Source organism: Pseudarthrobacter sp. GQ63, assembly GCF_059758765.1.
Window position 1 is genome coordinate 457,196 of record NZ_JCAXEF010000001.1, and the last position, 22,556, is coordinate 479,751.

A 22,556-nucleotide genomic window follows, 5' to 3' on the forward strand; every position below is an offset into this window, starting at 1 on the left:
GCCGTCGCTGTCAGGCGGCTTCGTGGTCGCTTTGCAGCTCAGGTGCCGCCAGGGCCCGCGGGGTAACCTCAACAACCGGAGGGGCAGCAAGCCCGGATTCCTCAAGCGAGTTCAGCTTCCGGGCCGTGGGAAGGACGCGGGCTTCCAGGGTCCCCACCATGGCGTTGTAGCGGTCCACTGACGATTTCAGGGACGAGCCCAGCTTGGTGACGTTCTCGCCCAGGGTCCCCATCCGGTCGTACAGCTGCCGCGCCAGTTCGAACAACTCCCGGGCGTTGTCCGTGAGGACGTCCTGCCGCCAGGTGAAGGCCACGGATTTGAGCACAGCCAGCAGGGTGCTGGGAGATGCCAGGACCACGTTCTTCGACAGCGCGTGATCGAGGAGCCCGGCGTCGGCCATGAGCGCGGCGGCCAGGATGGACTCGGCAGGAATGAAGCAGATCACCAGCTCGGGGGAGTTGCCCGGAATGTCCCAGTACTTCTTGCTGCTCAGGGAATCAACGTGTGCCCGCAGTGCCTTGGCATGGGCGGCCAGCAGCGCCTGCTGGTTCCGGCGGTCGCTCCCGGACAGCGGTCCGGTGTGCCGGGCGCCGGAATCCGGACGGAGGTCCTGCGCCGCACCAAGTTCCTGGGCTTCCAGGTAGGAGGAAAGCGGTACTTTTGCGTCCACCACCAGCTGCTTTTCGCCCGGCAGCTGCACCACCAGGTCCGGCCTTATGCCCGAATCATGACCGGCACAGTGGACCTGCTCCACGAAATCGACGTGCCGCAGCATTCCCGATGCTTCCACCACCCGGCGGAGCTGGACTTCGCCCCACTGGCCCCGGGCACTGTTGGACCTCAGGGCAGACTCCAGGGCGTGGGTGGAACGGATGAGCTGTTCATCGGAGAGCCGCGCTTCCTGCAGTTGCTGGGCGAGCTGGCCGTACTGCTCCACCCGGTCCCGTTCCAGCAGCGCCACCTGCTGCTGGACAGCCGTCAGTTTCTCCGCCACCGGGGCAAGTGCGCGCAGCACGCTGCCGTCCTGCGTCCTTGCCTCACCCAGCTCGCGGTTCTGTGCCGCCAAAAGCCTTCGCTCGGCGTCGGCCGCGGCGAACTGCGCGCTGACCTCCGAAAGCCGTGACGACACGGCGTCGAAGTCCTCTTCCAGGCCGCGGGTGTTTTTCCGCAGCACCAAGAACACGGCGGCAGCACCCGCAAAGGCACCCAGCAGCAGCATGAACAAAGCAAGAATCAACGCGAAACCATCCATGCCCTCACTGTCGCATGGGGCTGTGACATTTTGCCGAAGCGACATTTTCCCTGACCGGCGCCGGACCCCGGGCCGCCCGCTGCGGGTAGAATAAATCCTCGTGGCTCTTACTATTGGCATCGTCGGACTGCCCAACGTCGGCAAATCAACTCTCTTCAACGCACTCACCCGCAACCAGGTCCTGGCCGCGAACTACCCGTTCGCCACCATCGAACCCAACGTCGGCGTCGTGAACCTGCCCGACCCCCGGCTTCAGAAGCTGGCTGAGATCTTCGGATCGCAGCGCCTCCTGCCCGCGCCGGTGTCGTTTGTGGACATCGCCGGCATCGTCAAGGGAGCCTCTGAAGGAGAAGGCCTGGGCAACAAGTTCCTGGCCAACATCCGCGAAGCCGAAGCCATTGCGCAGGTGGTGCGGGTGTTTGATGACCCCGATGTCATCCACGTCGACGGCAAGGTGGACCCCCAGTCCGACATGGAAACCATCAACACCGAGCTCATCCTGGCAGACCTGCAGACCATCGAGAACGCTATCCCGCGGATCGAAAAGGAAGTCAAGATCAAGAAGCGGGAAGCTGCGGAGCTTGCCGCCATCAAGGCAGCCCAGGTGGTTCTGGAGCGCGGCGACACCATTTTCTCTTCCATCAAGAGCGACAAGCTCGAAATGGAACACCTCAAGGAGCTCGGCCTCCTGACGGCCAAGCCGTTCATCTACGTCTTCAACGCCGACGAAGGCATCCTGGGCAGTCCCGAAAAGCAGGAGGAACTGCGGGCCATGGTTGCCCCGGCGGACGCCGTTTTCCTTGATGCCAAGCTCGAAGCCGACCTCGTGGAACTGGACGAGGAAGAAGCCCGCGAGATGCTGGAAATGAATGGCCAGGACGAATCCGGGCTGGACCAGCTGGCGCGCGTCGGCTTCCACACGCTGGGGCTGCAGACCTACCTGACCGCCGGCCCCAAGGAAACCCGTGCCTGGACCATCCGGCAGGGCGATACTGCGCCGCAGGCAGCGGGGGTAATCCACTCCGACTTCCAGCGTGGCTTCATCAAGGCCGAGGTGGTGTCCTTCAACGACCTGGTGGAAGCCGGGTCCATGGCGGAGGCCAAATCCCGCGGCAAGGTCCGGATTGAGGGCAAGGAATACGTGATGGCCGACGGCGACGTGGTGGAGTTCCGCTTCAACGTCTAAGCCCACAGGATTTTCGGGCACGTGGCTTAGGATCTACCCATGACGACTCTTCAGGGTGCGGTTGTTCTGGTAGTCGGCGCCACCGGCGGACTCGGTTCGCGCATGGCCGCCCAGCTGGAAAGTAACGGCGCTATCGTCGCCCGGTCGTCAAAGTCTGCCGGGCACGATCTGCGTGCACCCTCCGTGATCCGGGAAGTCCTGGAAGACACGAATGCGCAGCACGGACGCCTCGACGGGCTGGTGGTGGCGTCCGGGGTCGTCGCCTTCGGCGCCGCATCAGACCTTGAACCCGCCACGGTGGACGAACTCTTCGCTGTGAACACGACCAGTCCGATCCAGCTCATTACGCAGAGCCAGCCCTACCTCGCCGCCTCGGCACGTGAGGGCCGCGAGCCCTTCGTTGTCACACTGAGCGGCGTTGTGGCCGAGGCACCCGTCGCCGGCCTGGCGGCATACTCGGCGTCGAAGGCTGGGCTCGCGGCCTTCGTTGTCGCGGCGGCGCGCGAGTATCGCCGTGCGGGCATCCGAATCGTGGACGCCCGCCCAGGGCACACTGCCACCGCGCTGTCCGATCATCCGATCGCCGGGTCGGCGCCGCGGTTCGGCGCGGGGCTGGATCCGGACCTGGTTGCAGCGCGGATCATCGCTGCGATCGTCGATGGCGAGAAGGATCTGCCCAGCACCGCCTTCCAGGCTGTTCCAAGTCTTTGAACCCAGCGCCACAGAAGCTAATGGACCCCGAGGCTGGTTTACCGCTGGCGGCGGAGGCGTCAAAGCCCCCTAGGGTGGGGGAATGACGTACGGCCCGCACCTGCGACTGGTTCTGCCGCATCAGTTGTTCCGCGAACACCTCGATGCGGCAGACGGTACGGTGTTTGTGCTGATCGAGCATGACCTGCTCTTTCGCCAGTACTCGTTCCACTCCCACAAACTGGTCCTGCACCGGGCGTCCATGAGCCGGTTTGCGCGCCGCCTTGGCGCGAAGGGCCACGAGGTTGTCGTCCTCCACAGCGAGGCCGGCCGCAGCTCCCACCAGCAGCTCGCAGACCTTGTGCGCCACCGCCGCCCGGAGCAGGTGACCTGGTTCGACGTGGTGGACGACTGGCTTGAACAGGACCTGTATTCCGGCCTGGCCGGTGGCGGCTACCGGATGCGCGGCGAAGACGTGCTGGAGACGCCGAATTTCCTCACCGACCGCGGGCAGATTGACGATTGGTTTGGCGCCAACCCAGCCCGCATGCACGACTTCTACGTGTGGCAGCGCCGCCGCCTCGGCGTCCTTATCGACGGCGGCGGGCAGCCGGCAGGCGGGAAGTGGTCCTTCGACGCGGACAACCGGAAAAAGCTCCCTCGGGGGTACACACCCCGCACGGTGGGCCGGTTTGCGCGCCACCCCATCCATCAGCCGCAAGGGACCTTCGACTTTGAAGCCCTCACCGGACAAGAAGCCGCTGCCGGAGACGCAGCCTCGGACGACGTCGAACAGGCGATTGCCTGGGTGGCGGAAGAGTTCCCGGACGCTCCGGGCGATCCCTTCCTGTTTGCCTGGCCCACGAGCGCGGACGAGGCACGCAGGCACCTCCACGAGTTCGTCCGCGAACGGCTGGACGACTTCGGTCCCTACGAGGACGCAATATCCACCACGCATCCGTTCATCGCCCATGGCCTGCTCACCCCGGCGTTGAACATCGGACTGCTGGACCCGCGGGAAGTCCTTGAGGCCGTGCTCGCGGGTGCAGGCCCACATACTCCTCTCGCCTCCCTGGAGGGATTCGTCCGGCAGGTGATTGGCTGGCGGGAATACATGCGCGCCACCTACCGGACCCGCGGCCGGCAGCTGCGCACAGCCAACCGGTTGAACCACCGGAACGGGCTGGGTGACGGTTGGTGGGACGCGGACACCGGGCTGGCTCCCGTGGACATGGTGGTCTCGCGGGTCCTTGCCACGGGATACGCCCACCACATTGAGCGGCTGATGGTCCTGGGCAACGCCATGTCCCTGCTGCGGATCCATCCTGACGACGTCTACGAGTGGTTTATGGAACTGTTCATCGACGCATACGACTGGGTGATGGTCCCCAACGTGTACGCCATGAGCCAGTTCGCGGCGGGGGAGGAGATCACCACGAAGCCCTACGTTTCGGGCAGCAATTACCTCCGCAGGATGTCGGACCTGCCGGCAGGGGAATGGATCCAAGACTGGGACGGGCTGTACTGGACCTTCATCGACGACCACCGGGAGGTCTTCGAAAGAAATCCCCGCTCGCGGATGGTGGTCTCCCTGTTGGACAACATGGACCCGGACAAGCGGCGGGAGCACCGCCGTCGTGCTGAAGCCCTGCTCGGCGCAGGACGGGAAGCAACACGGCTGCTGCGGACGGCACCGCCAATCGAGGGCCCGCACGCCTTATCCTGAGTACAGGGCGTGATCCTGGCGATTCCAGGAGCCCCTCCCGCAGAAGGAAAACAAGGAGGCGGCATGCCGTTCAGGCGTCTGGTGCACTACATCACCGCGGCGGTGGCTGCCGCCCTGGTCCTGTCGGGGTGCTCGGGCAACGGCGGCACCACCCCTGTGGTGGTGGGGGAGGCCGAGCGCGGCGGCAGCGTGAGCGTCGCGGAGGTCAACGCGTTCTCGTCCTTCAACCCGTACAGCGCGGACGGCAACACCGATATCAACTCCAAGATCGGTTACGTCACCCACTCGGGTTTCTACTACCTGGATGACGCCGCAAGAGTGGTGCGGAACGAAAAATTCGGGCGCTACGAGAAGGTCTCGGACCAGCCGCTGAAGGTGAGGTACACCGTCAACGAGGGCGTCAAATGGTCCGACGGCGAGGCGGTCGACGCCGGCGACCTCCTCCTGAGCTGGGCGGCCGGGTCAGGGTATTTTGACGACGCCGACCCCCTGGCGGGGACAGGCAACACATACTTTGCGGTCGCCTCCGACACCAGCGGCCTTGCCGGCACCGTGCTGCCGGAAATCGGGGCGGACGGCCGTTCCATCACCCTGGAATACGCCGTGCCCTACGCTGACTGGGAAGTGGCGTTCGACGTCGGCCTGCCGGCACACGTGGTGGCAGCGAAAAGCGGCCTGAACGACGAAGAAGAGCTGATCGACCTGATCCGGGACTCACCCCGCGGCAATGGGGAAGAGCCCGCAGTCAACGAACCCCTCAGGCGGGTCAGTGACTTCTGGAACTCGGGGTTCGACTCCAAGAGCCTGCCCGACGACCCGTCCGTGTATCTCTCCAACGGCCCGTACATCGTCCGCGATATCGTCCCTGAAGTCTCCATGACCCTCGTCCGGAACCGCGACTACGTGTGGGGCCAGGAGCCCTGGCTGGATGAAATAACCGTCCGCTTCACAGGCTCCGTGCCCACGGCAGTCGAAGCGCTCCGCAACGGCCAGGCCGACATCATCTCCCCCCAGCCCTCGGCGGAAACCGGGGAACTCCTGACTGGACTGGCGGACCAGGGCAACACCGTTGAGTGGTACAACCAGTCAGGCTACGACCACCTGGACCTCACGTTCTCCGGGCCTTTTGCCGACAAGGACGTCCGCCAGGCATTCCTGAAGGCGGTACCCCGCCAAGCCATCATCGACGCCGTGGTGGGGGACCGGCAGCCCGACGCCGCGCCCCTGGATTCGCACGTGTTCCTGCCGGCCCAGCCCAAATACGGCGACACCGTCAAGAACAACGGCTCGTCGGACTATGCGGAGGTGGACATCGACGGGGCAAAGGCGCTCCTGGATGGTGACACCCCGACTATCCGGATCCTCTACAACCGGGACAATCCCAACCGCGCCACAGCATTTTCCCTGATTCGGGATTCCGCCGCGCAGGCCGGCTTCCAAGTGGTCGATGCGGGGCAGGGGAGTGCTGACTGGGCCCGGGCGCTCGGGGGCGGAGGCTACGACGCCGCGTTGCTGGGGTGGATTGGCACCGCAGCGGGGGTCAGCCGGGTTCCCCAGATCTTCCGTACCGGCGCCGGCAGTAACTTCAACGCCTTTTCCGACGGCGACGCCGACAGGCTGATGGAACAGCTGGCCGGTACCACGGACCTGGGCAAGCAGGATGAGCTCCTGGCCGAGATCGACAAACAGATCTGGGAAAACGCCTATGGCCTCCCGCTCTACCAGACCATTGGCACCACAGCCTTCAGCGCCCGGGTGGCCGGGGTCAAGACGAGCGCCGGCCCCCTGGGTGTCTGGTGGAACGTGTGGGACTGGCGCCTGGCCCAGCCGGCGTCGTCCTGATATCCGGGGCAAAAACCTTCCCTCCTTCCCGATTCGCCGTAGGGGCTACCGGCGAGTAGCATGTGACTTGCACAACTTCCGTTGACCGACTAGGCGTTCAGTTCAAGCCGGTCACGGTTTGGCAACGGAGTACCAGTATCTGGACTTCGTGCGGTTAGGCTACTCGTATATGTAGGTTGCGTCACAGTCGAAAGCTGCGTCTCGCCTGCGGGGAACCACCAGATTCCCCCCTCGTTATCTCCCACAACTCATAGGAGGCGGAATGCGTTTTACGCGCACTTCCAAAGCACTGGGCATGGTGGCAATCGCCGCCCTCGCCCTGACCGGCTGCGGCGCTGGAGGCGGCAGCAATGAAGGGGCAAGCGACGCCGCAGGCGATCCGGCCAAGATCATCACGGCTTACAGCAACGAACCCCAGAACCCGTTGCTGCCGGCAAACACCAACGAGGTCTATGGCGGCCGCGTTGTTGAGCTTCTCTTTGAAGGCTTGACCAGCTACAGCCCCAGTGGCGAGTCGGTCAACGCGCTGGCTGAGTCCATCGAATCCCCGGATGGCCAGAACTACACCATCAAGGTCAAGAGCGGCACCAAGTTCACCAACGGCGAGGAAGTCACCGCCAAGAGCTTCGTTGACGCATGGAACTTCGCCGCGCTGAGCACCAACGCCCAGGCGAACAGCAGCTTCTTCGAATCCATCGAGGGCTACGACGCCGTCAGCGCCACCAAGAAGGAAGGCGAAACGGAAGTCCCCGCCCCTACGGCAGAGACCCTCTCCGGCTTGGTCCTCAAGGATGACTCCACCATCGAGGTCAAGCTGACGCAGCCGGAGGCCGACTGGCCGCTGCGCCTTGGCTACACCGCCTTCATGCCGCTTCCCTCCGAAGCCATCGCTGATCCCAAGGCTTACGGCGAGAACCCGGTTGGCAACGGCCCGTACAAGATGGCCAAGGAAGGCGCCTGGCAGCACGACAGCCAGATTGAACTCGTCAAGAACGAGGACTATGCCGGCACCCGCGAAGCCAAGAACGGCGGCGTGACCTTCAAGTTCTACACGGACCCGGCTCCTGCCTACACCGACATCCAGGCCAACAACCTGGACGTCACGGATGTCCTGCCCACCAACGCCCTGAAGACCTACACCATGGACTTCCCGGACAACCACCTCAACAAGCCGTACGCAGGCAACTCCACCCTGAACATCCCGGGCTACCTGCCCGAGTTCCAGGGCGAAGCAGGCAAGCTGCGCCGCCAGGCCATCTCCATGGCCATCAACCGTGACGAGATCACCAAGGTCATCTTCAGCGGCACCCGCATCCCGGCCAAGGACTTCACCTCCCCGGCCGTGGATGGCTACAACGAGAACGTCGAGGGATCCGACGTCCTGAAGTTCGATGCCGCCAAGGCAAAGGAAACCTGGGAAAAGGCCAACGCCATCAGCCCGTGGCCGGCAGACAAGACCCTCCAGCTCGGCTACAACACCGATGGCGGCAACAAGGAATGGATCGACGCCGTTGCCAACAACCTGAAGAACAACCTCGGCATCCAGGCTGAAGGCCAGCCCTTCGCCAAGTTTGCTGAACTTCTGGACCTGCGCAAGTCCCAGACACTTCCCGGCTTCGCCCGGGCCGGCTGGCAGGCAGACTACCCGTCGCTGTACAACTTCCTCGGCCCGCTGCTGCGGACCGGTGCCAGCGCCAACTACGAGGGCTACTCGAACCCTGAGTTCGACAAGCTGCTCGACGAAGGCCTGGGCTCCAAGTCCACCGACGACGCCAACGCGAAGTTCACCGAGGCCCAGGAAATCCTGTTCCAGGACCTGCCCAACCTCCCGCTGTGGTACTCCGCCCGCCAGGTCGTGTGGAGCCAGAACGTCACCAACGTGGACAGCGGCTGGAACGGTGTCATCCAGTACTACAACATCACCGCAAAGTAGTCCTGAGACCGTCCAACTCAAATAGCTAGTGGGGGTCCGGCACCAGCCGGGCCCCCATAGCCTTGATACCGGCAGGAAGCTGTCCTACATGAAATTCCCCCCATCTCCACAAGCCCCGGAGGGTCAGCTGTGATCCAGTTCATTCTCCGGCGCCTGCTCCAAGCCATTCCCGTGTTCCTGGGCACCACCCTGCTGGTCTACTTCATGGTGTTTGCCCTCCCCGGGGACCCCATCAGGGCGCTCTTCGGAGACCGTCCGCCGAGCGAAGCCGTCATCGCGGCGCTCCGCCAGCAGTACAACCTGGACCAGCCGTTCTGGATCCAGTACGGCCTGTTCCTCAAGAATCTCTTTACGTTCAACCTGGGCGTCGATTTCACCGGCCAGCCCATCGCCGCCACGCTCGGCCGCGTCTTCCCCGTCACCGTGATGCTGGCCGTCGAAGCGCTCGTCATCCAGGCAGTGTTCGGCATCGGTTTCGGACTCATCGCCGGCCTCCGCAAGGGAAAGATCTTCGACTCGACGGTCCTGCTCGCCTCGCTCGTCGTCATCGCCATCCCCATCTTCGTCCTCGGCTTCGTCCTGCAGCTGGTGTTCGGTGTGTACCTTGGCTGGGCCAAACCCACAGTGGGTACGGACGTCAGCTGGAGCACGCTGCTGCTTCCGGCGTTCGCGCTTGCGCTGGTTTCTTTCGCCTACGTGCTTCGCCTCACCCGCGCGTCGGTGATTGAAAACTCAACGGCCGATTACGTCCGTACCGCCACTGCGAAGGGGCTGTCCCGGCCCCGCGTGGTCATGGCGCACATCCTCCGCAACTCGATGATTCCCGTTGTCACCTACCTGGGCGCCAGCCTCGGCGGTTTGATGGGCGGTGCCATCGTCACCGAAGGCATTTTCAACGTCCCCGGTGTGGGGCAGAAGCTCTACCAGGCGATTCTCCGCAGCGAAGGACCCACCGTCGTCGCGATCGTGAGTGTGCTGGTGCTCGTCTTCGTTATCGCCAACCTCCTGGTTGATTTGCTGTACGCCTGGCTTGATCCAAGGATTCGCTATGAAAAGTAACCAAGACACCACGCACTTCGTTGCCCCCATCGAGGAGACCCCTCTGCTGGCAACGGATGCGGTGAAGACTGACCAGGCCCCGCTGAGCCTGTGGGCTGACGCCTGGCGGAAGCTCCGCCGTCGTCCGCTGTTCATCGTCTCGGCAGTGATGATCCTGGTCATCCTGGTAGTGGCCTTCTTCCCGGGTCTGTTCACCCAGACTGCCCCCAACGAGAACTGCCAGCTGGCAAATTCCGATGGCGCGCCTTCGGCCGGCCATCCGTTCGGGTTCACCTTCCAGGGCTGCGACGTATACGCCCGCGTCATTTACGGCACACAGGCCTCTGTCATGGTTGGCGTGTTCGCTGTCATCGGCGTGCTCATCATTGGGGTAACCCTGGGCGCACTGGCCGGCTTCTACGGCGGCTGGATCGATGCCGTGATCGCCCGCCTCGGCGACATCTTCTTTGCACTCCCGCTGGTACTCGGCGCCTTGGTCGTTGTCCAGCTCCCGTACTTCAGGGAGAACAAGAGTGTGTGGACGGTCATTACGATCATCGTGCTGCTTGCGTGGCCCCAGATGGCAAGGTTGACCCGTGGCGCAGTGATCGAAGTCCGCAACGCCGACTTCATCACGGCGGCCCGATCGCTCGGCGTGTCCAGGATCCAGAGCCTCATCAAGCATGTGCTGCCCAACGCCCTCGCCCCCATCATCGTGCTGGCCACCATGGAGCTCGGTGTGTTCATCGTGCTGGAGGCGACGTTGTCCTTCCTTGGCATCGGGCTCCCAGGCAGCATCATGTCCTGGGGTAACGACATCAATGCCGCACAATCGTCCATCCGCACCAATCCCGCCGTGCTCCTCTACCCGGCTGCCGCACTGTCCATCACCGTCCTGAGCTTCATCATGCTGGGCGACGCCCTGCGCGATGCTCTTGACCCGAAGAGCCGCCAGCGATGAAGGAGGCACACGTGACTGCATCAGATGTCACCATTACTGAAGCCGGAACACCCGCAAACCGGCCGCTCCTGGAAATCCGGGACCTGGCCATCACGTTCAACACCAGCAACGGCGAGGTGAACGCTGTCCGGAATGCCCACCTGACCATCATGCCGGGTGAGACCGTGGCGATCGTGGGCGAGTCCGGCTCGGGAAAATCTACAACCGCACTCGCAGCAATCGGGCTGCTGCCTGCCAACGGCCGGGTCTCCGGCGGACAGATCCTTCTGGACGGCGAAGACATCTCGCATGCGCCCGAAAAGCGGATGATTGAGCTGCGCGGCAACACCATCGGCATGGTGCCCCAGGACCCCATGTCCAACCTCAACCCGGTGTGGAAGATCGGCTACCAGGTCAAGGAAACCCTGCGCGCCAACGGCAGGCCCAGCGGACCGGAGGACATCGCGAAGGTCCTGTCCGAGGCTGGCCTTCCGGACGCGCACCGCCGCGCGAAGCAGTACCCGCACGAGTTCTCCGGCGGCATGCGCCAGCGGGCCCTGATCGCCATTGGCCTGTCCTGCCAGCCCCGGCTGCTGATTGCGGATGAGCCCACGTCAGCGCTGGATGTCACGGTGCAGCGGCAGATCCTGGACCACCTCGAAGGCATGACGTCCGAGCTCGGCACGGCTGTCCTGCTGATCACCCACGACCTCGGCCTTGCCGCCGAACGCGCGGACAAGGTTGTGGTCATGTACCGGGGTCAGGTGGTCGAATCAGGGCCGTCTCTGGAGCTGCTGCAGAACCCGCAGCATCCCTACACCAAGCGGCTCGTGGAGTCGGCACCGTCCCTGGCCAGCCGGCGCATCCAGGTTGCCAAGGAACAAGGCGTGGAAGCGGCGGACCTCCTGGCTCCGGCCGCCGAGGCGCTCACCGCCGACAACGTCCTGCAGATCCAGGACCTGCGGAAGGTGTACAAGCTTCGGCAGGGCCTGGGCAAATCCTCGGACTTTGCGGCGGTGGACGGCGTCAGCTTCGACGTCCTTCGCGGAACCACGACGGCGATCGTGGGGGAGTCGGGCTCCGGCAAGTCCACAGTGGCCAAGATGGTGCTCCAGCTGGAGAAGCCGACCGACGGCAAGATACTTTTCGACGGCGTGGACACCCAGCTGCTGAAGCCCTCGGAACTGTTCAAGTTCCGGCGCCGAGTGCAGCCCATCTTCCAGGACCCCTACGGCTCCCTGGACCCGATGTACAACATCTACCGGACCATTGAGGAGCCGTTGCGGGTCCACAAGATCGGGAACAAAGCCAGCCGCGAAAAGAAGGTCCGCGAGCTGCTGGACCAGGTGGCGCTGCCGCAGTCCACCATGCAGCGGTACCCGAACGAGCTCTCCGGCGGCCAGCGGCAACGCGTTGCCATTGCCCGCGCGCTGGCTTTGGATCCCGAAGTCATCATTTGTGACGAGGCGGTGTCCGCCCTGGACGTCCTGGTCCAGGCGCAGGTGCTGAACCTCCTGGCTGACCTGCAGTCCAACCTCGGCCTGACCTACCTCTTTATCACCCACGACCTCGCGGTGGTCCGCCAGATCGCAGACCACGTCTGCGTGATGGAGAAGGGGCGCCTGGTGGAGACGGGATCCACGGACGACGTCTTCGACGCGCCGCAGCAGGAGTACACACAGGCGCTGCTCAACGCCATCCCGGGGGCCAAGCTGATGCTTCCGCCGGAAGTTGCATAAGCGGGCTGCCCGCGCAACAAGTACGGCTGGAGCCGGGGCCTTCGGGTCCCGGCTCCAGCCGTCTGTGTTTCAGTCCTGGCCCGGGCCGTCGTCCAGGGTGCCTGAAGCCCGCAGCGGCTGCTGGTCCGCCGTCGGCTTGCGGTCCAGGCCCAGGTCCCGGAGGCTGCCCCCGAGGAGGACTCCCAATTTTTGGCGTCCCGCAGGGGTCATATGCACTGTGTCCGCGAGGTCCTTGACCAGGCCGTACCGGGTCAACCAGTCACCCACGGATACGAAGGGGAGGGCATGGGACGCTGCCACCGACCCCAACAGGGCATCGACTTCGGTCCGCCGTCCGCCGCCGTGGGCTTCCCCACGGGCAAGCGTTCCGATCATCGCCATGCGCGTGCCGGGGTAGCGCTCCCGGAGCTCGGCGATGAGGCGTTCGGCATTGGCGGCTATCTGGATGTCACTCGCTGCACCGGCGGCGTCATTGCCGCCGCCCTGAATGACAATGAGCGCCGGCGTGCCGGACGGGAGCAGCCAGTCGCCGCGCAGCAGGGCATCGATGTAGTTGCCTGTTGCACCGTTCGAGGAGACAAAGCCGGTCCCGCCCCGGCCGCAGAAGTACACCTTGTAGCCCGCCGCAGCCAGGCCCAGCCGCGGCCAGCCGTCAACGGGTTCGGACTGTGAATCACCGATCAGCAGGACCGTCCTGCTGACCTCCGGGACAACGGCCTCAAGCCGCCCGTTGGCCGGGTTCAGGACGCGGGAACCGGCAGCTACTCCAACAGGATTCCCTTGTGCCCCGTGGGATCCCGCCGCAGCCGCCGCCGCAACTGGACGTTCAGGATTCCCGGGGGACGGGGCGGGCATGCCGCAGCCGGAGAGTCCGGCAGACAAGGCAACAACCGCAGCGACGCCGGACGCGGCACAACGGGTCCAGGCCTTGGCGGCCAGGGTTTTTCGCATCGGGTGTCTTTCGGGCTGGCACGGTCTGTCAGAGCAATCATGTTGCATGCCGTCCTGTATGGCCAGTGATTTTGCGCACAATTTTCCGTGGCGGGGCAGTGTCAGGGCCACGCGATGCCCGCACGCCGCCGGAGAATTTAGGCCAATAAATGGCACTGGCGCTAGAATGAAGGAAGGCGCCCTGTGCTAAGGGCCTGATCCGTCGTGCGTTCCGGTTGGAAATGTCGCGATACAACAGCTGACTTTCACCACTGAATCGAGCCATTACGCATGTCTGAAACCACCACCAACACCGCGGTCGCCACTGCATCACGCAGTGACCTCCGCAACGTCGCGATTGTGGCCCACGTTGACCACGGCAAGACCACCCTGGTCGACGCCATGCTCAAGCAGACCAACTCCTTTGCCGAGCACAACCACCTTGAAGACCGCGTGATGGACTCCGGTGACCTGGAGCGCGAAAAGGGCATCACCATCCTGGCCAAGAACACCACCGTGGCCTACAACGGACCGTCCTCCAACGGCGAGACCATCACCATCAACGTCATCGACACCCCCGGCCACGCCGACTTCGGCGGCGAAGTGGAGCGCGGCCTGTCCATGGTCGACGGCGTCGTCCTCCTCGTTGACGCTTCCGAGGGCCCGCTGCCCCAGACCCGCTTCGTACTGCGCAAGGCCCTTGCCGCGCACCTGCCCGTCATCCTGCTGGTCAACAAGACCGACCGTCCCGACGCCCGCATCGAGGAAGTCGTCCACGAGTCCATGGACCTCCTCCTGGGCCTTGCCTCGGACCTGGCGGACGAAGTTCCGGACCTGGACCTGGACAAGATCCTCGAAGTTCCCGTTGTCTACGCAGCCGCCAAGGTTGGCCGCGCTTCCCTTGACCAGCCCGCTGACGGCACCGCTCCGGAGAACGAAAACCTGGAGCCGCTGTTCAAGACCATCATCGAGCACATCCCGGCACCCACCTACAACCCGGAGGGTGTACTGCAGGCGCACGTCACCAACCTGGACGCTTCCCCCTTCCTGGGCCGCCTCGCCCTGCTCCGCATCTACAACGGCACCCTGCGCAAGGGCCAGACCGTTGCCTGGGCGCGCGCCAACGGTGAGCTCAAGAACGTGAAGATCACCGAACTCCTGGCCACCAAAGCCCTGGACCGCGTTCCCGCGGAGTCTGCAGGCCCGGGTGAGATCGTCGCCGTCGCCGGCATCGAGGAGATCACCATCGGTGAGACCCTGACCGACGCCGAGAACCCGCAGCCGCTGCCGCTGATCACCGTGGACGATCCCGCGATCTCCATGACGATCGGTATCAACACCTCGCCGCTGGCCGGCAAGGTCAAGGGCGCCAAGGTCACCGCGCGCCAGGTGAAGGACCGCCTGGACAAGGAACTGATCGGTAACGTCTCCATCAAGGTTCTCCCCACTGAGCGTCCCGACGCCTGGGAAGTCCAGGGCCGTGGCGAGCTGGCGCTGGCCATCCTGGTGGAGCAGATGCGCCGCGAAGGCTTCGAACTGACCGTGGGCAAGCCGCAGGTTGTCACCAAGACCATCGACGGCAAGATCCACGAACCGATGGAGCACATGACCATCGACGTCCCCGAGGAGTACCTCGGCGCCGTGACCCAGCTGATGGCAGCCCGCAAGGGCCGCATGACCAACATGGCCAACCACGGCACCGGCTGGTGCCGGATGGAATTCATCGTTCCGGCCCGTGGCCTGATCGGCTTCCGCACCAAGTTCCTCACGGACACCCGCGGCGCCGGCATCGCAGCGTCCATCTCCGAGGGTTACGAGCCGTGGGCCGGCCCCATCGAGTACCGCACCAACGGCTCGATGGTCGCTGACCGCGCCGGTGTTGTCACGCCGTTCGCCATGATCAACCTGCAGGAGCGCGGCTCGTTCTTCGTGAAGCCCACCTCCGAGGTCTACGAAGGCATGATTGTGGGCGAGAACTCCCGCGCCGACGACATGGACGTCAACATCACCAAGGAAAAGAAGCTCACCAACATGCGTGCAGCCTCCTCCGACACCTTCGAGAACCTGACGCCCCCGCGCGACCTGACCCTCGAAGAGTCCCTCGAATTCGCCCGCGAGGACGAGTGCGTGGAAGTGACCCCGGAATCGATCCGCATCCGCAAGGTCATCCTGGACACCAACGAGCGCGCCAAGGCCAACCGCGCCCGCGCCAAGGTCTAGTCGCCAAAGCCCGTTACTGAAAGTGCCGATACGGCGGTGGGGATTCCCGCCGTCGTACCGGCTTTTTCTTTGTCCTGCGGGGCCGCCCCGCCTGCGCAGCCAACTCGGCCGCGGTGGGCCGCACCTACTGTGCGGGCCGGCGCCTCTCGGGTGCCGGCGGGACTTCCTTGGCGGCCACTACGTCTGACAGTTGGATAACGACGTCGGCCTTCCGCGTCCGGATGGTGCACACACCGCCGTCGCACGCCACCAGATGGCCCAGTGCGTCGGTCAGGCCGCCCTCGATGCGGTAGCGCACCACCACCCGCATTCCGGGTGTTGCGCCGGAGAGGAACCCGGCGGGGGTAGGAACAGGCTGACTCACCAGTTCATACTAGGGTGTCCGGCTAGGTTCGCGGGAACGGGCTGGGAGATAATAGGCTCAGATGTCAAGGGTCCGGCCGCAGCGCCGGATGCAAGTGCCGGCGGGTTGCCGGAACCAACGTGGAGAGGCCAGGGACGTGACGTACGTAATCGCGCAGCCGTGTGTAGATGTCAAGGACAAGGCATGTATTGAGGAATGCCCCGTCGACTGCATCTATGAGGGTGAGCGTTCGCTGTACATCCATCCGGACGAGTGCGTGGACTGCGGTGCCTGTGAACCGGTGTGCCCTGTTGAAGCCATTTACTACGAGGATGACACCCCGGAGGAATGGGCGGACTACTACAAGGCCAATGTCGAGTTCTTCGACGACCTCGGCTCGCCGGGCGGAGCAGCGAAGGTCGGGAACACCGGCAAGGACCACCCGATGATCGCCGCACTGCCGCCGCAGAACCAAGACCACTGACGCGGGAAGATACCGTGACCGCAGCAGCGAGGACGTTCGGCCTGGACCTGCCCGACTACCCGTGGGAAGCCATGGCGCCTTACGCCGCCAAGGCAGCGCAGCACCCGGGCGGGGCCGTCAATCTTTCCATTGGGACCCCGGTGGATCCTACGCCGGCCCTGATCCAGGACGCGCTCAAGGCCGCGGCGGACGCCCCCGGTTACCCCACGGTGCACGGCACACCGGCACTGCGTGAAGCCATCGCAGGGTGGTTTGAACGGCGCCGCGGCGTGGCCGGGCTGGATCCCCGCAACGTTATGCCCACCGTGGGCTCCAAGGAACTGGTGGCTTGGCTGCCGCTCCTCTTGGGACTCAAGCCGGGAGACGTCGTCGTCCGCCCCAAGGTTGCGTACCCCACGTACGATATCGGCGCCACCCTTGCCGGCGTGACGTCCGTGGCAACGGACAATCTGGGCGAACTGGATGACGCCACCCGTGCGCGCGTCCGGCTGATCTGGGTTAATTCCCCGGGGAACCCGACCGGCAGCGTCCGGGGTGTCGAATCCCTGAAGGCGCTGGTGCAGCAGGCAAGGGAACTGGGTGCCGTGGTGGCCTCCGACGAATGTTACGCAGAACTTGGCTGGGGCGACTGGGATGTCCAGCGAGGCGGCCAAGCCGTTCCCAGCATCCTCGATCCGCGCGTAGCCGGCGGATCCCATCAGGGCTTGCTGGCTGTCTACTCCCTGAGCAAGCAGTCCAACGTGGCGGGCTACCGGGCAGCATTCGTGGCCGGCGACCCCGGCCTCATGCCCAACCTGGTGAACAGCCGCAAGCACGCGGGCATGATCGTGCCCTATCCGGTGCAGGAGGCCATGCGCGTGGCGCTCGGCGACGACGCCCACGTGGAGGCGCAGAAGGACCTGTACCGGGGGCGGCGTGAGCGGCTGGTTCCGGCGCTGCTGGACTTCGGCCTCGAGATCAAGGATTCCGACGCCGGACTGTACCTGTGGTCCACCGCCGGGGAAAGCACCTGGGACACGGTGGCCCGGCTGGCGGACCGCGGCATTGTGGTGGGCCCCGGGGTTTTCTACGGCGAGGCGGGCAACGGTTATATCCGCGTGGCGCTGACCGGAACGGACGAGCGTGTCGACGCAGCAGTGTCCCGGCTCGTTGCGGCACCGTAACAATACTGTGACTCGCGCCACAACGGCCCGGTTTTAGGGGCTTCCGGACCGTCTCGGATTAGTGGCACCCGCCAAGGGGCGGTACTTTTTAAGTGACTATCAATGGTGGCTTTCTACAAGAAGGCAGCCCGGGTGTTGGAACCTGTGTTCTCAGGCTTCGTGCGCGGCTCACCTGATGTTGGATCAAGCTTTCGACAGAGGCCCAGAAGCCTCATGAAGGGGACTCCATGACTGAGACCAACAATGCGGCCACCCTGCACCACGCAGGAGGCGAGCTCAAGCTGCCGCGCATCCAGGTTGTTGAAGGAAACGAGGGCTACGACGTTTCCAAGCTGCTGAAGCAGACGGGCGCAGTCACCTTCGACCCCGGCTTCATGAACACGGCAGCAACCACCTCGGCGATCACCTACATCGACGGCGATGCGGGCATCCTGCGCTACCGCGGGTACCCCATCGAGCAGCTGGCCCAGCACTCCAGCTTCCTCGAGGTGTCCTACCTTTTGATCTACGGCAACCTGCCCAGCCCCACGGAGCTGGAGGAGTTCGACCAGAAGATCCGCCGCCACACCCTGCTGCATGAAGAGCTCAAGGGCTTCTTCAGCGGTTTCCCGCGGGACGCGCACCCCATGCCCGTGCTGTCCTCGGCAGTGTCCGCGCTGTCCACGTTCTACCAGGACTCGCTGGATCCGTTCAACGCCGAGCAGGTGGAAGTTTCCACCATCCGCCTGATGGCCAAGATGCCGGTTATCGCGGCATACGCGCACAAGAAGTCCATCGGCCAGCCCATGCTGTACCCGGACAACTCCCACAACCTCGTGGAAAACTTCATGCGCCTGAGCTTCGGTCTGCCGGCCGAGCAGTACGAGGTGGACCCGGTCATTGCCAAGGCGCTGGACCTGCTGCTGATCCTGCACGCGGACCACGAACAGAACTGTTCAACGTCCACCGTGCGCCTGGTGGGCTCGTCCAACGCGAACCTGTTCGCGTCGGTGTCCGCCGGCATCAACGCGCTCTTCGGACCCGCCCACGGTGGCGCCAACGAGGCTGTGCTCAAGATGCTCCGCCAGATCCAGGCCGACGGCACGAAGCCCGAGGACTACATGGAGAAGGTGAAGAACAAGGAAGACGGCGTCCGCCTCATGGGCTTCGGGCACCGCGTCTACAAGAACTACGATCCGCGCGCGAAGATCGTCAAGGCCACGGCCCACGAGATCCTCAGCAAGCTCGGCGGCAACGACGAACTGCTGGACATCGCCCTGCGCCTGGAAGAGAAGGCGCTCAACGATGACTACTTCATCCAGCGCAAGCTCTACCCGAACGTGGACTTCTACACTGGCCTGATCTACAAGGCCATGGGCTTCCCCGAGAAGATGTTCACGGTACTGTTCGCCATCGGCCGCCTCCCCGGCTGGATCGCCCAGTGGCGCGAAATGATCAGCGACCCGAACACCAAGATCGGCCGCCCACGCCAGCTCTACATCGGCGAGCCGGAGCGGGACTACCCGGTCCGCTAAATCCCCGCTGGCCCCCAAGCCACCGGATAAATTACGACGCCGGCCGCCCACCTCGTGAGAGATGGGCGGCCGGCGGTCGTTAATCACCATCCATTGCTCCGTACGTGTCGTTTTGAGGAGTCAAAACTCCCACTACGGAGCAACCGATGGGGGAGATCAGGAGCTGTAGCCCTGCGGATTGTTCTTCTGCCAGCGCCAGTGGTCCTCGCACATCTGGTCCACGGTTTTGGTGGTGGACCAGCTGAGGTCCGCCAGCGCGGAGGTGGCGTCAGCCCAGAAGGCAGGTAGGTCGCCGGCACGGCGGTCCGTGATCTCGTAGGGGATCGGCTGCCCGACTGCCTTCTCGAAGGACCGCAGCACCTCCAGGACGGAAGAGCCCTTGCCCGAGCCCAGGTTCCAGCGGAAGACGCCGGTGCGGTCCGCAACGTAGTTCAGCGCGGCCACATGGCCTTCGGCGAGGTCCACAACGTGGATGTAGTCGCGCAGGCAGGTGCCGTCCGGAGTATCGTAGTCCCCGCCGAAGACCATCAGCTTCTCGCGGCGGCCCACGGCCACCTGGGCGATGAAGGGAACCAGGTTGTTGGGGATGCCCTGGGGGTCCTCGCCGATCCGGCCGGAGGGGTGGGCGCCCACCGGGTTGAAATAACGCAGCAGCGCTATGTGCCAGCGGGTGTCCGCGGCACCCAGGTCCGAGAGGATGTCCTCGATCTGCTCCTTGGTGCGGCCGTAGGGGTTGTTGGCCCCGATCTCCATCTTCTCCACATAGGGAATGGGGTTGTGCTCGCCGTAGACGGTGGCCGAGGAACTGAAGACGATGGACCGGACGTCGTGGCGGTCCATGACCCGGATGAGGTTCAGGGTCCCCACCAGGTTGTTGTGGTAATACTTCAGCGGCTCACGGACGGATTCGCCAACGGCTTTCAGTCCGGCAAAGTGGATCACCGCGTCAATGGGGCTGGCGGCGAAGACACGCTCCACGGCGGCCTCATCCACCAGGTCGACGTGGTGGAACTCCGCGGTCTTGCCGCTGAGCTCGGCAACGCGCCGGAGCGATTCCTCGCTGGAATTGACCAGGTTGTCGATGACCACCACATCATGGCCGGCTTCCTGCAGGGACAAAACAGTGTGGGAACCAATGTAGCCGGTGCCCCCGGTGACCAGAATTTTCATGCCTCTAACGCTATCCCAAGGACGGCGGCTGCCGCCGCCGTGTTCCGGATGCCGGGCAGCGCCCATCTGTGCCACGGTGGGGCGCAGCAGGTCACGGCGGCGGAGCGGCATGCCGGACCGTCCAGAGGAGCACATCCGTGCTAAATAGGAGGAGTGCCAAAAATCGTAGATGCCGAAGCCCGGCGCCAGGACGTTGTTGAAGCAGTTCTCCGCATCATCGCCGGTGACGGGCTGGAACGGGCTTCCCTCAGGGAAACGGCGGACGAAGCCGGGCTGGCTGTGGGTTCTGTCCGCCACTATTTCGCGGGCAGTGAGGAATTGCTGGCATTCGCCTTCGCCTCTGTGGTGGACCGCATCGTGCGCCGCCTGGAGGCATCCATGCCTGACGTGCACGCGGCGGACCCCGGTACCCCTGAGCACCGCGCGGCCATATTAACCCTCCTGTGCGGGCTCCTGCCCCTGGACGGGCCCCGGGCGCTTGAGGTGTGTGCCTGGATGGCGTTCCGGAATGCCGCGAGAGTCCGCCCGTTCCTCGCCGCTGAGGCAGACCGTAGCCACCGGGAGGTGGCCGTCATCGTGGGCAGGGTCATCAGCGCCCTAAGGCCCGGGGACGAGCCGAAGGAAAGCCTGGTGGTCGAAGCCGAGCGGCTGCTCGCGACCCTGGACGGGCTGTGCATGCACGCCCTGCTGCAGCCCGGATGGATGACCCGGGAAATGTGCGTGGACGTCCTGGAACAGCACCTCGACGGGATGTGATGTCTGCCACTAACGTGGGCATCAGGGGGAATAGACTTGGAGTCGGGGGCGCTACCGGATCACCCCTCCCGGCAAGGGCACGCGACGGAAGGACGTCGGATGTATCAGACAAACGGTACCAGGTGGCAAATCACCGCGGACACGTCGGGGCCGATGATGATAGCCCTGTTCGTCCGGGACACTGCGGGGCTCGACGGCGCAGGGCACCCCGCGCTGTCCCACGCAGCGCCCAAGGTACGCAGCGCCGATCATTCACACTTGACCGCGGACGTCGGCGGCCTGAGTGCCCTCAAGACAGAGTGGGAGGCATGGTGGGAGCAACTGCTCAAGGCACATCCCCAGACGTCTCCCGAGCTGTCGCCGCCGGACTTTGAAGCCTTTGGAAATTCTCCTGCCCTGCAGCGCGTGCTTCAGGCCCACTTCGGGTCCGCCCTCACCTGGGCCCGGGAGCGCAGGAGCGAATACGCCGAAATTGAGGCGGAGCGGGCTGCCAGCGGCGCGGACCAGCTGCTGGAAGACTTGGTGGACGACAGGCTGATGGAGGTTGGCCGCGATTCCCGTGACTTCAAGCTGACCATCATCGAGCTTCCGCTGAACGAGCAGCGGGCCTGGTACCTGGAGCCGGACAAGATCATTATGAGCAACCGGCTGATGGCCGAGCCTGAGCTCTTCCGCAGTTACGTGCAGCCGGTGGTTGAGATCCTCGTCTAGGGACCTCCACCCGCCAGCAGGCCGCCGGCAGCCAAGGGGGCAGTATTCCTGCAGCAGCTGTTCAGCTGCCGGTCCCTTCCGCCGCCACCGTGATCCGTACCTGTCCGTCCGTGGCCGCCGAGGCCTGCCATCCGTCCCGGGCCTCCCGGTTCCAGCTCCGGCCGGCGACGTCCACCTGCGTGACCTCGAAGCCTTTGGCGTTGGCAACCGCCCATTGCGCCACGGACCAGGCATGGCTGCCACCAGCGTCCACCACCAGCGTTTCACCCTCAACAGCCGTCCCCAGCGGCCCGTAGGCCTGGCTGAGTTCAGCTGACAAGGCGGCGGTATCCCCGCCGGTGCCGGGCGCGCGGAGGGTGCACCGGACGGCTTCGGGCGTCTGGCCGGTCAGCCCGGAAGCAAAGGTTCGCCCCATCTCTTCGTGCTGGGCATAGGCGGTGGGGTAGGCGGAGCGCTGGACGCGCTGGGCCGCGTCCGTGATCTCCAGCGACTCGTAGCCTGGAACCTTGACCAGGGCGTCGTAGAAGGCGTTGGCGGCGTAGTAGGGATCCATGATCTGTGCTTCGGTTCCCCATCCCTGGGAGGGGCGCTGCTGGAACAGCCCGCGGGAGTCCGGGCCGGCCTTGTCCCCGTGGTCAATGTTCCGGAGTTTGGACTCCTGCATGGCGGTGGCGAGGGCGATGCTGGCAGCCCGCGGCGGAAGCCCGCGCTGCACCGCCACGGCGGTGATCAGGGAAGCGTTGACGGCCTGGTCCGGGGCGAGTTCCGAGGTTCGCTCGCCAATAACGGCCCTGCAGCGCTCCGAAACGAGCGTTTCGGAGCGCTGCAGGAAAAAGACGGCAGAGTAAACGCCGCCTGCCACCAGTGCCAGGGCCAGCACCAGTACTGTGAGGCGGCGCAGTCCGCGTCTTCGTGCCAT

General features: G+C 64.7%; 19 protein-coding genes. 14 read left to right on the forward strand and 5 right to left on the reverse strand.

The genetic code is table 11. From position 1 onward, the window contains the following. Positions 1-10 precede the first annotated feature (10 nt). Positions 11-1,252, reverse strand: coding sequence for a DNA recombination protein RmuC (locus AC6CHP_RS02270; RefSeq protein WP_427117517.1), 1,242 nt, complete (start codon positions 1,250-1,252; stop codon positions 11-13). A 100-nt stretch (positions 1,253-1,352) separates the two neighbouring features. On the opposite strand from AC6CHP_RS02270, the gene ychF reads away from it, so the two are divergent. The 8 genes from ychF to AC6CHP_RS02310 all read left to right on the forward strand — a co-directional run bounded on the left by ychF (position 1,353) and on the right by AC6CHP_RS02310 (position 12,346). Next, positions 1,353-2,438 (forward strand): redox-regulated ATPase YchF, encoded by a 1,086-nt coding sequence (gene ychF / locus AC6CHP_RS02275; protein WP_188809700.1) that lies wholly within the window; start codon positions 1,353-1,355, stop codon positions 2,436-2,438. 39 nt (positions 2,439-2,477) lie between these two features. Next, complete coding sequence (locus AC6CHP_RS02280) at positions 2,478-3,149, forward strand: SDR family NAD(P)-dependent oxidoreductase (protein ID WP_188727595.1); 672 nt, start codon at positions 2,478-2,480, stop codon at positions 3,147-3,149. A gap of 82 nt (positions 3,150-3,231) precedes the next feature. Continuing rightward, a complete protein-coding gene (locus AC6CHP_RS02285; RefSeq protein ID WP_498228073.1) occupies positions 3,232-4,854 on the forward strand; it encodes a cryptochrome/photolyase family protein in 1,623 nt (540 codons plus the stop codon). 63 nt (positions 4,855-4,917) lie between these two features. After that, positions 4,918-6,696: an ABC transporter family substrate-binding protein gene (locus AC6CHP_RS02290; RefSeq protein ID WP_498228074.1), complete on the forward strand. Its 1,779-nt coding sequence runs from the start codon at positions 4,918-4,920 to the stop codon at positions 6,694-6,696. A gap of 262 nt (positions 6,697-6,958) precedes the next feature. Then, positions 6,959-8,629: a peptide ABC transporter substrate-binding protein gene (locus AC6CHP_RS02295; RefSeq protein ID WP_104185080.1), complete on the forward strand. Its 1,671-nt coding sequence runs from the start codon at positions 6,959-6,961 to the stop codon at positions 8,627-8,629. A 129-nt stretch (positions 8,630-8,758) separates the two neighbouring features. Continuing rightward, positions 8,759-9,688, forward strand: coding sequence for an ABC transporter permease (locus tag AC6CHP_RS02300; protein WP_377193689.1), 930 nt, complete (start codon positions 8,759-8,761; stop codon positions 9,686-9,688). After that, positions 9,678-10,628 (forward strand): ABC transporter permease, encoded by a 951-nt coding sequence (locus tag AC6CHP_RS02305; protein WP_377193691.1) that lies wholly within the window; start codon positions 9,678-9,680, stop codon positions 10,626-10,628. The genes AC6CHP_RS02300 and AC6CHP_RS02305 overlap by 11 nt, the downstream gene beginning before the upstream one ends. An 11-nt stretch (positions 10,629-10,639) precedes the next feature. After that, positions 10,640-12,346: a dipeptide ABC transporter ATP-binding protein gene (locus tag AC6CHP_RS02310; protein WP_188727602.1), complete on the forward strand. Its 1,707-nt coding sequence runs from the start codon at positions 10,640-10,642 to the stop codon at positions 12,344-12,346. A 69-nt stretch (positions 12,347-12,415) separates the two neighbouring features. Here AC6CHP_RS02310 and AC6CHP_RS02315 read toward each other — a convergent pair whose 3' ends face one another. Continuing rightward, complete coding sequence (locus tag AC6CHP_RS02315) at positions 12,416-13,297, reverse strand: SGNH/GDSL hydrolase family protein (RefSeq protein ID WP_498228075.1); 882 nt, start codon at positions 13,295-13,297, stop codon at positions 12,416-12,418. 270 nt (positions 13,298-13,567) lie between these two features. Between AC6CHP_RS02315 and typA the strand changes: the two genes are divergently transcribed. After that, the gene (gene typA / locus AC6CHP_RS02320) at positions 13,568-15,496 is read left to right on the forward strand and encodes a translational GTPase TypA (protein ID WP_498228076.1); all 1,929 of its coding nucleotides are present in this window, start codon (positions 13,568-13,570) and stop codon (positions 15,494-15,496) included. Between the two features lie 124 nt (positions 15,497-15,620). Here typA and AC6CHP_RS02325 read toward each other — a convergent pair whose 3' ends face one another. Further along, entirely contained in the window at positions 15,621-15,860 is a 240-nt protein-coding gene (locus tag AC6CHP_RS02325) for a putative acetyltransferase (RefSeq protein ID WP_377193697.1), read from the reverse strand. Between the two features lie 136 nt (positions 15,861-15,996). Between AC6CHP_RS02325 and fdxA the strand changes: the two genes are divergently transcribed. The 3 genes from fdxA to AC6CHP_RS02340 all read left to right on the forward strand — a co-directional run bounded on the left by fdxA (position 15,997) and on the right by AC6CHP_RS02340 (position 19,000). Further along, a complete protein-coding gene (fdxA, locus tag AC6CHP_RS02330; protein ID WP_026265673.1) occupies positions 15,997-16,323 on the forward strand; it encodes a ferredoxin in 327 nt (108 codons plus the stop codon). A 14-nt stretch (positions 16,324-16,337) separates the two neighbouring features. Then, positions 16,338-17,486: a succinyldiaminopimelate transaminase gene (gene dapC / locus AC6CHP_RS02335; RefSeq protein WP_377193699.1), complete on the forward strand. Its 1,149-nt coding sequence runs from the start codon at positions 16,338-16,340 to the stop codon at positions 17,484-17,486. 227 nt (positions 17,487-17,713) lie between these two features. Next, the gene (locus AC6CHP_RS02340) at positions 17,714-19,000 is read left to right on the forward strand and encodes a citrate synthase (protein WP_066277559.1); all 1,287 of its coding nucleotides are present in this window, start codon (positions 17,714-17,716) and stop codon (positions 18,998-19,000) included. A gap of 156 nt (positions 19,001-19,156) precedes the next feature. Here AC6CHP_RS02340 and galE read toward each other — a convergent pair whose 3' ends face one another. After that, the gene (galE, locus tag AC6CHP_RS02345; RefSeq protein WP_188727612.1) at positions 19,157-20,170 is read right to left on the reverse strand and encodes a UDP-glucose 4-epimerase GalE; all 1,014 of its coding nucleotides are present in this window, start codon (positions 20,168-20,170) and stop codon (positions 19,157-19,159) included. A gap of 153 nt (positions 20,171-20,323) precedes the next feature. Here galE and AC6CHP_RS02350 point away from each other — a divergent pair, with 153 nt between their 5' ends. Further along, the gene (locus tag AC6CHP_RS02350) at positions 20,324-20,926 is read left to right on the forward strand and encodes a TetR/AcrR family transcriptional regulator (protein WP_498228077.1); all 603 of its coding nucleotides are present in this window, start codon (positions 20,324-20,326) and stop codon (positions 20,924-20,926) included. A gap of 99 nt (positions 20,927-21,025) precedes the next feature. Continuing rightward, positions 21,026-21,637 carry a hypothetical protein gene (locus AC6CHP_RS02355; RefSeq protein ID WP_498228078.1) on the forward strand — a complete coding sequence of 204 codons (612 nt, stop codon included), beginning with the start codon at positions 21,026-21,028 and terminating at the stop codon, positions 21,635-21,637. Between the two features lie 61 nt (positions 21,638-21,698). Here AC6CHP_RS02355 and AC6CHP_RS02360 read toward each other — a convergent pair whose 3' ends face one another. Next, positions 21,699-22,556: a transglycosylase SLT domain-containing protein gene (locus tag AC6CHP_RS02360; RefSeq protein WP_377193703.1), complete on the reverse strand. Its 858-nt coding sequence runs from the start codon at positions 22,554-22,556 to the stop codon at positions 21,699-21,701.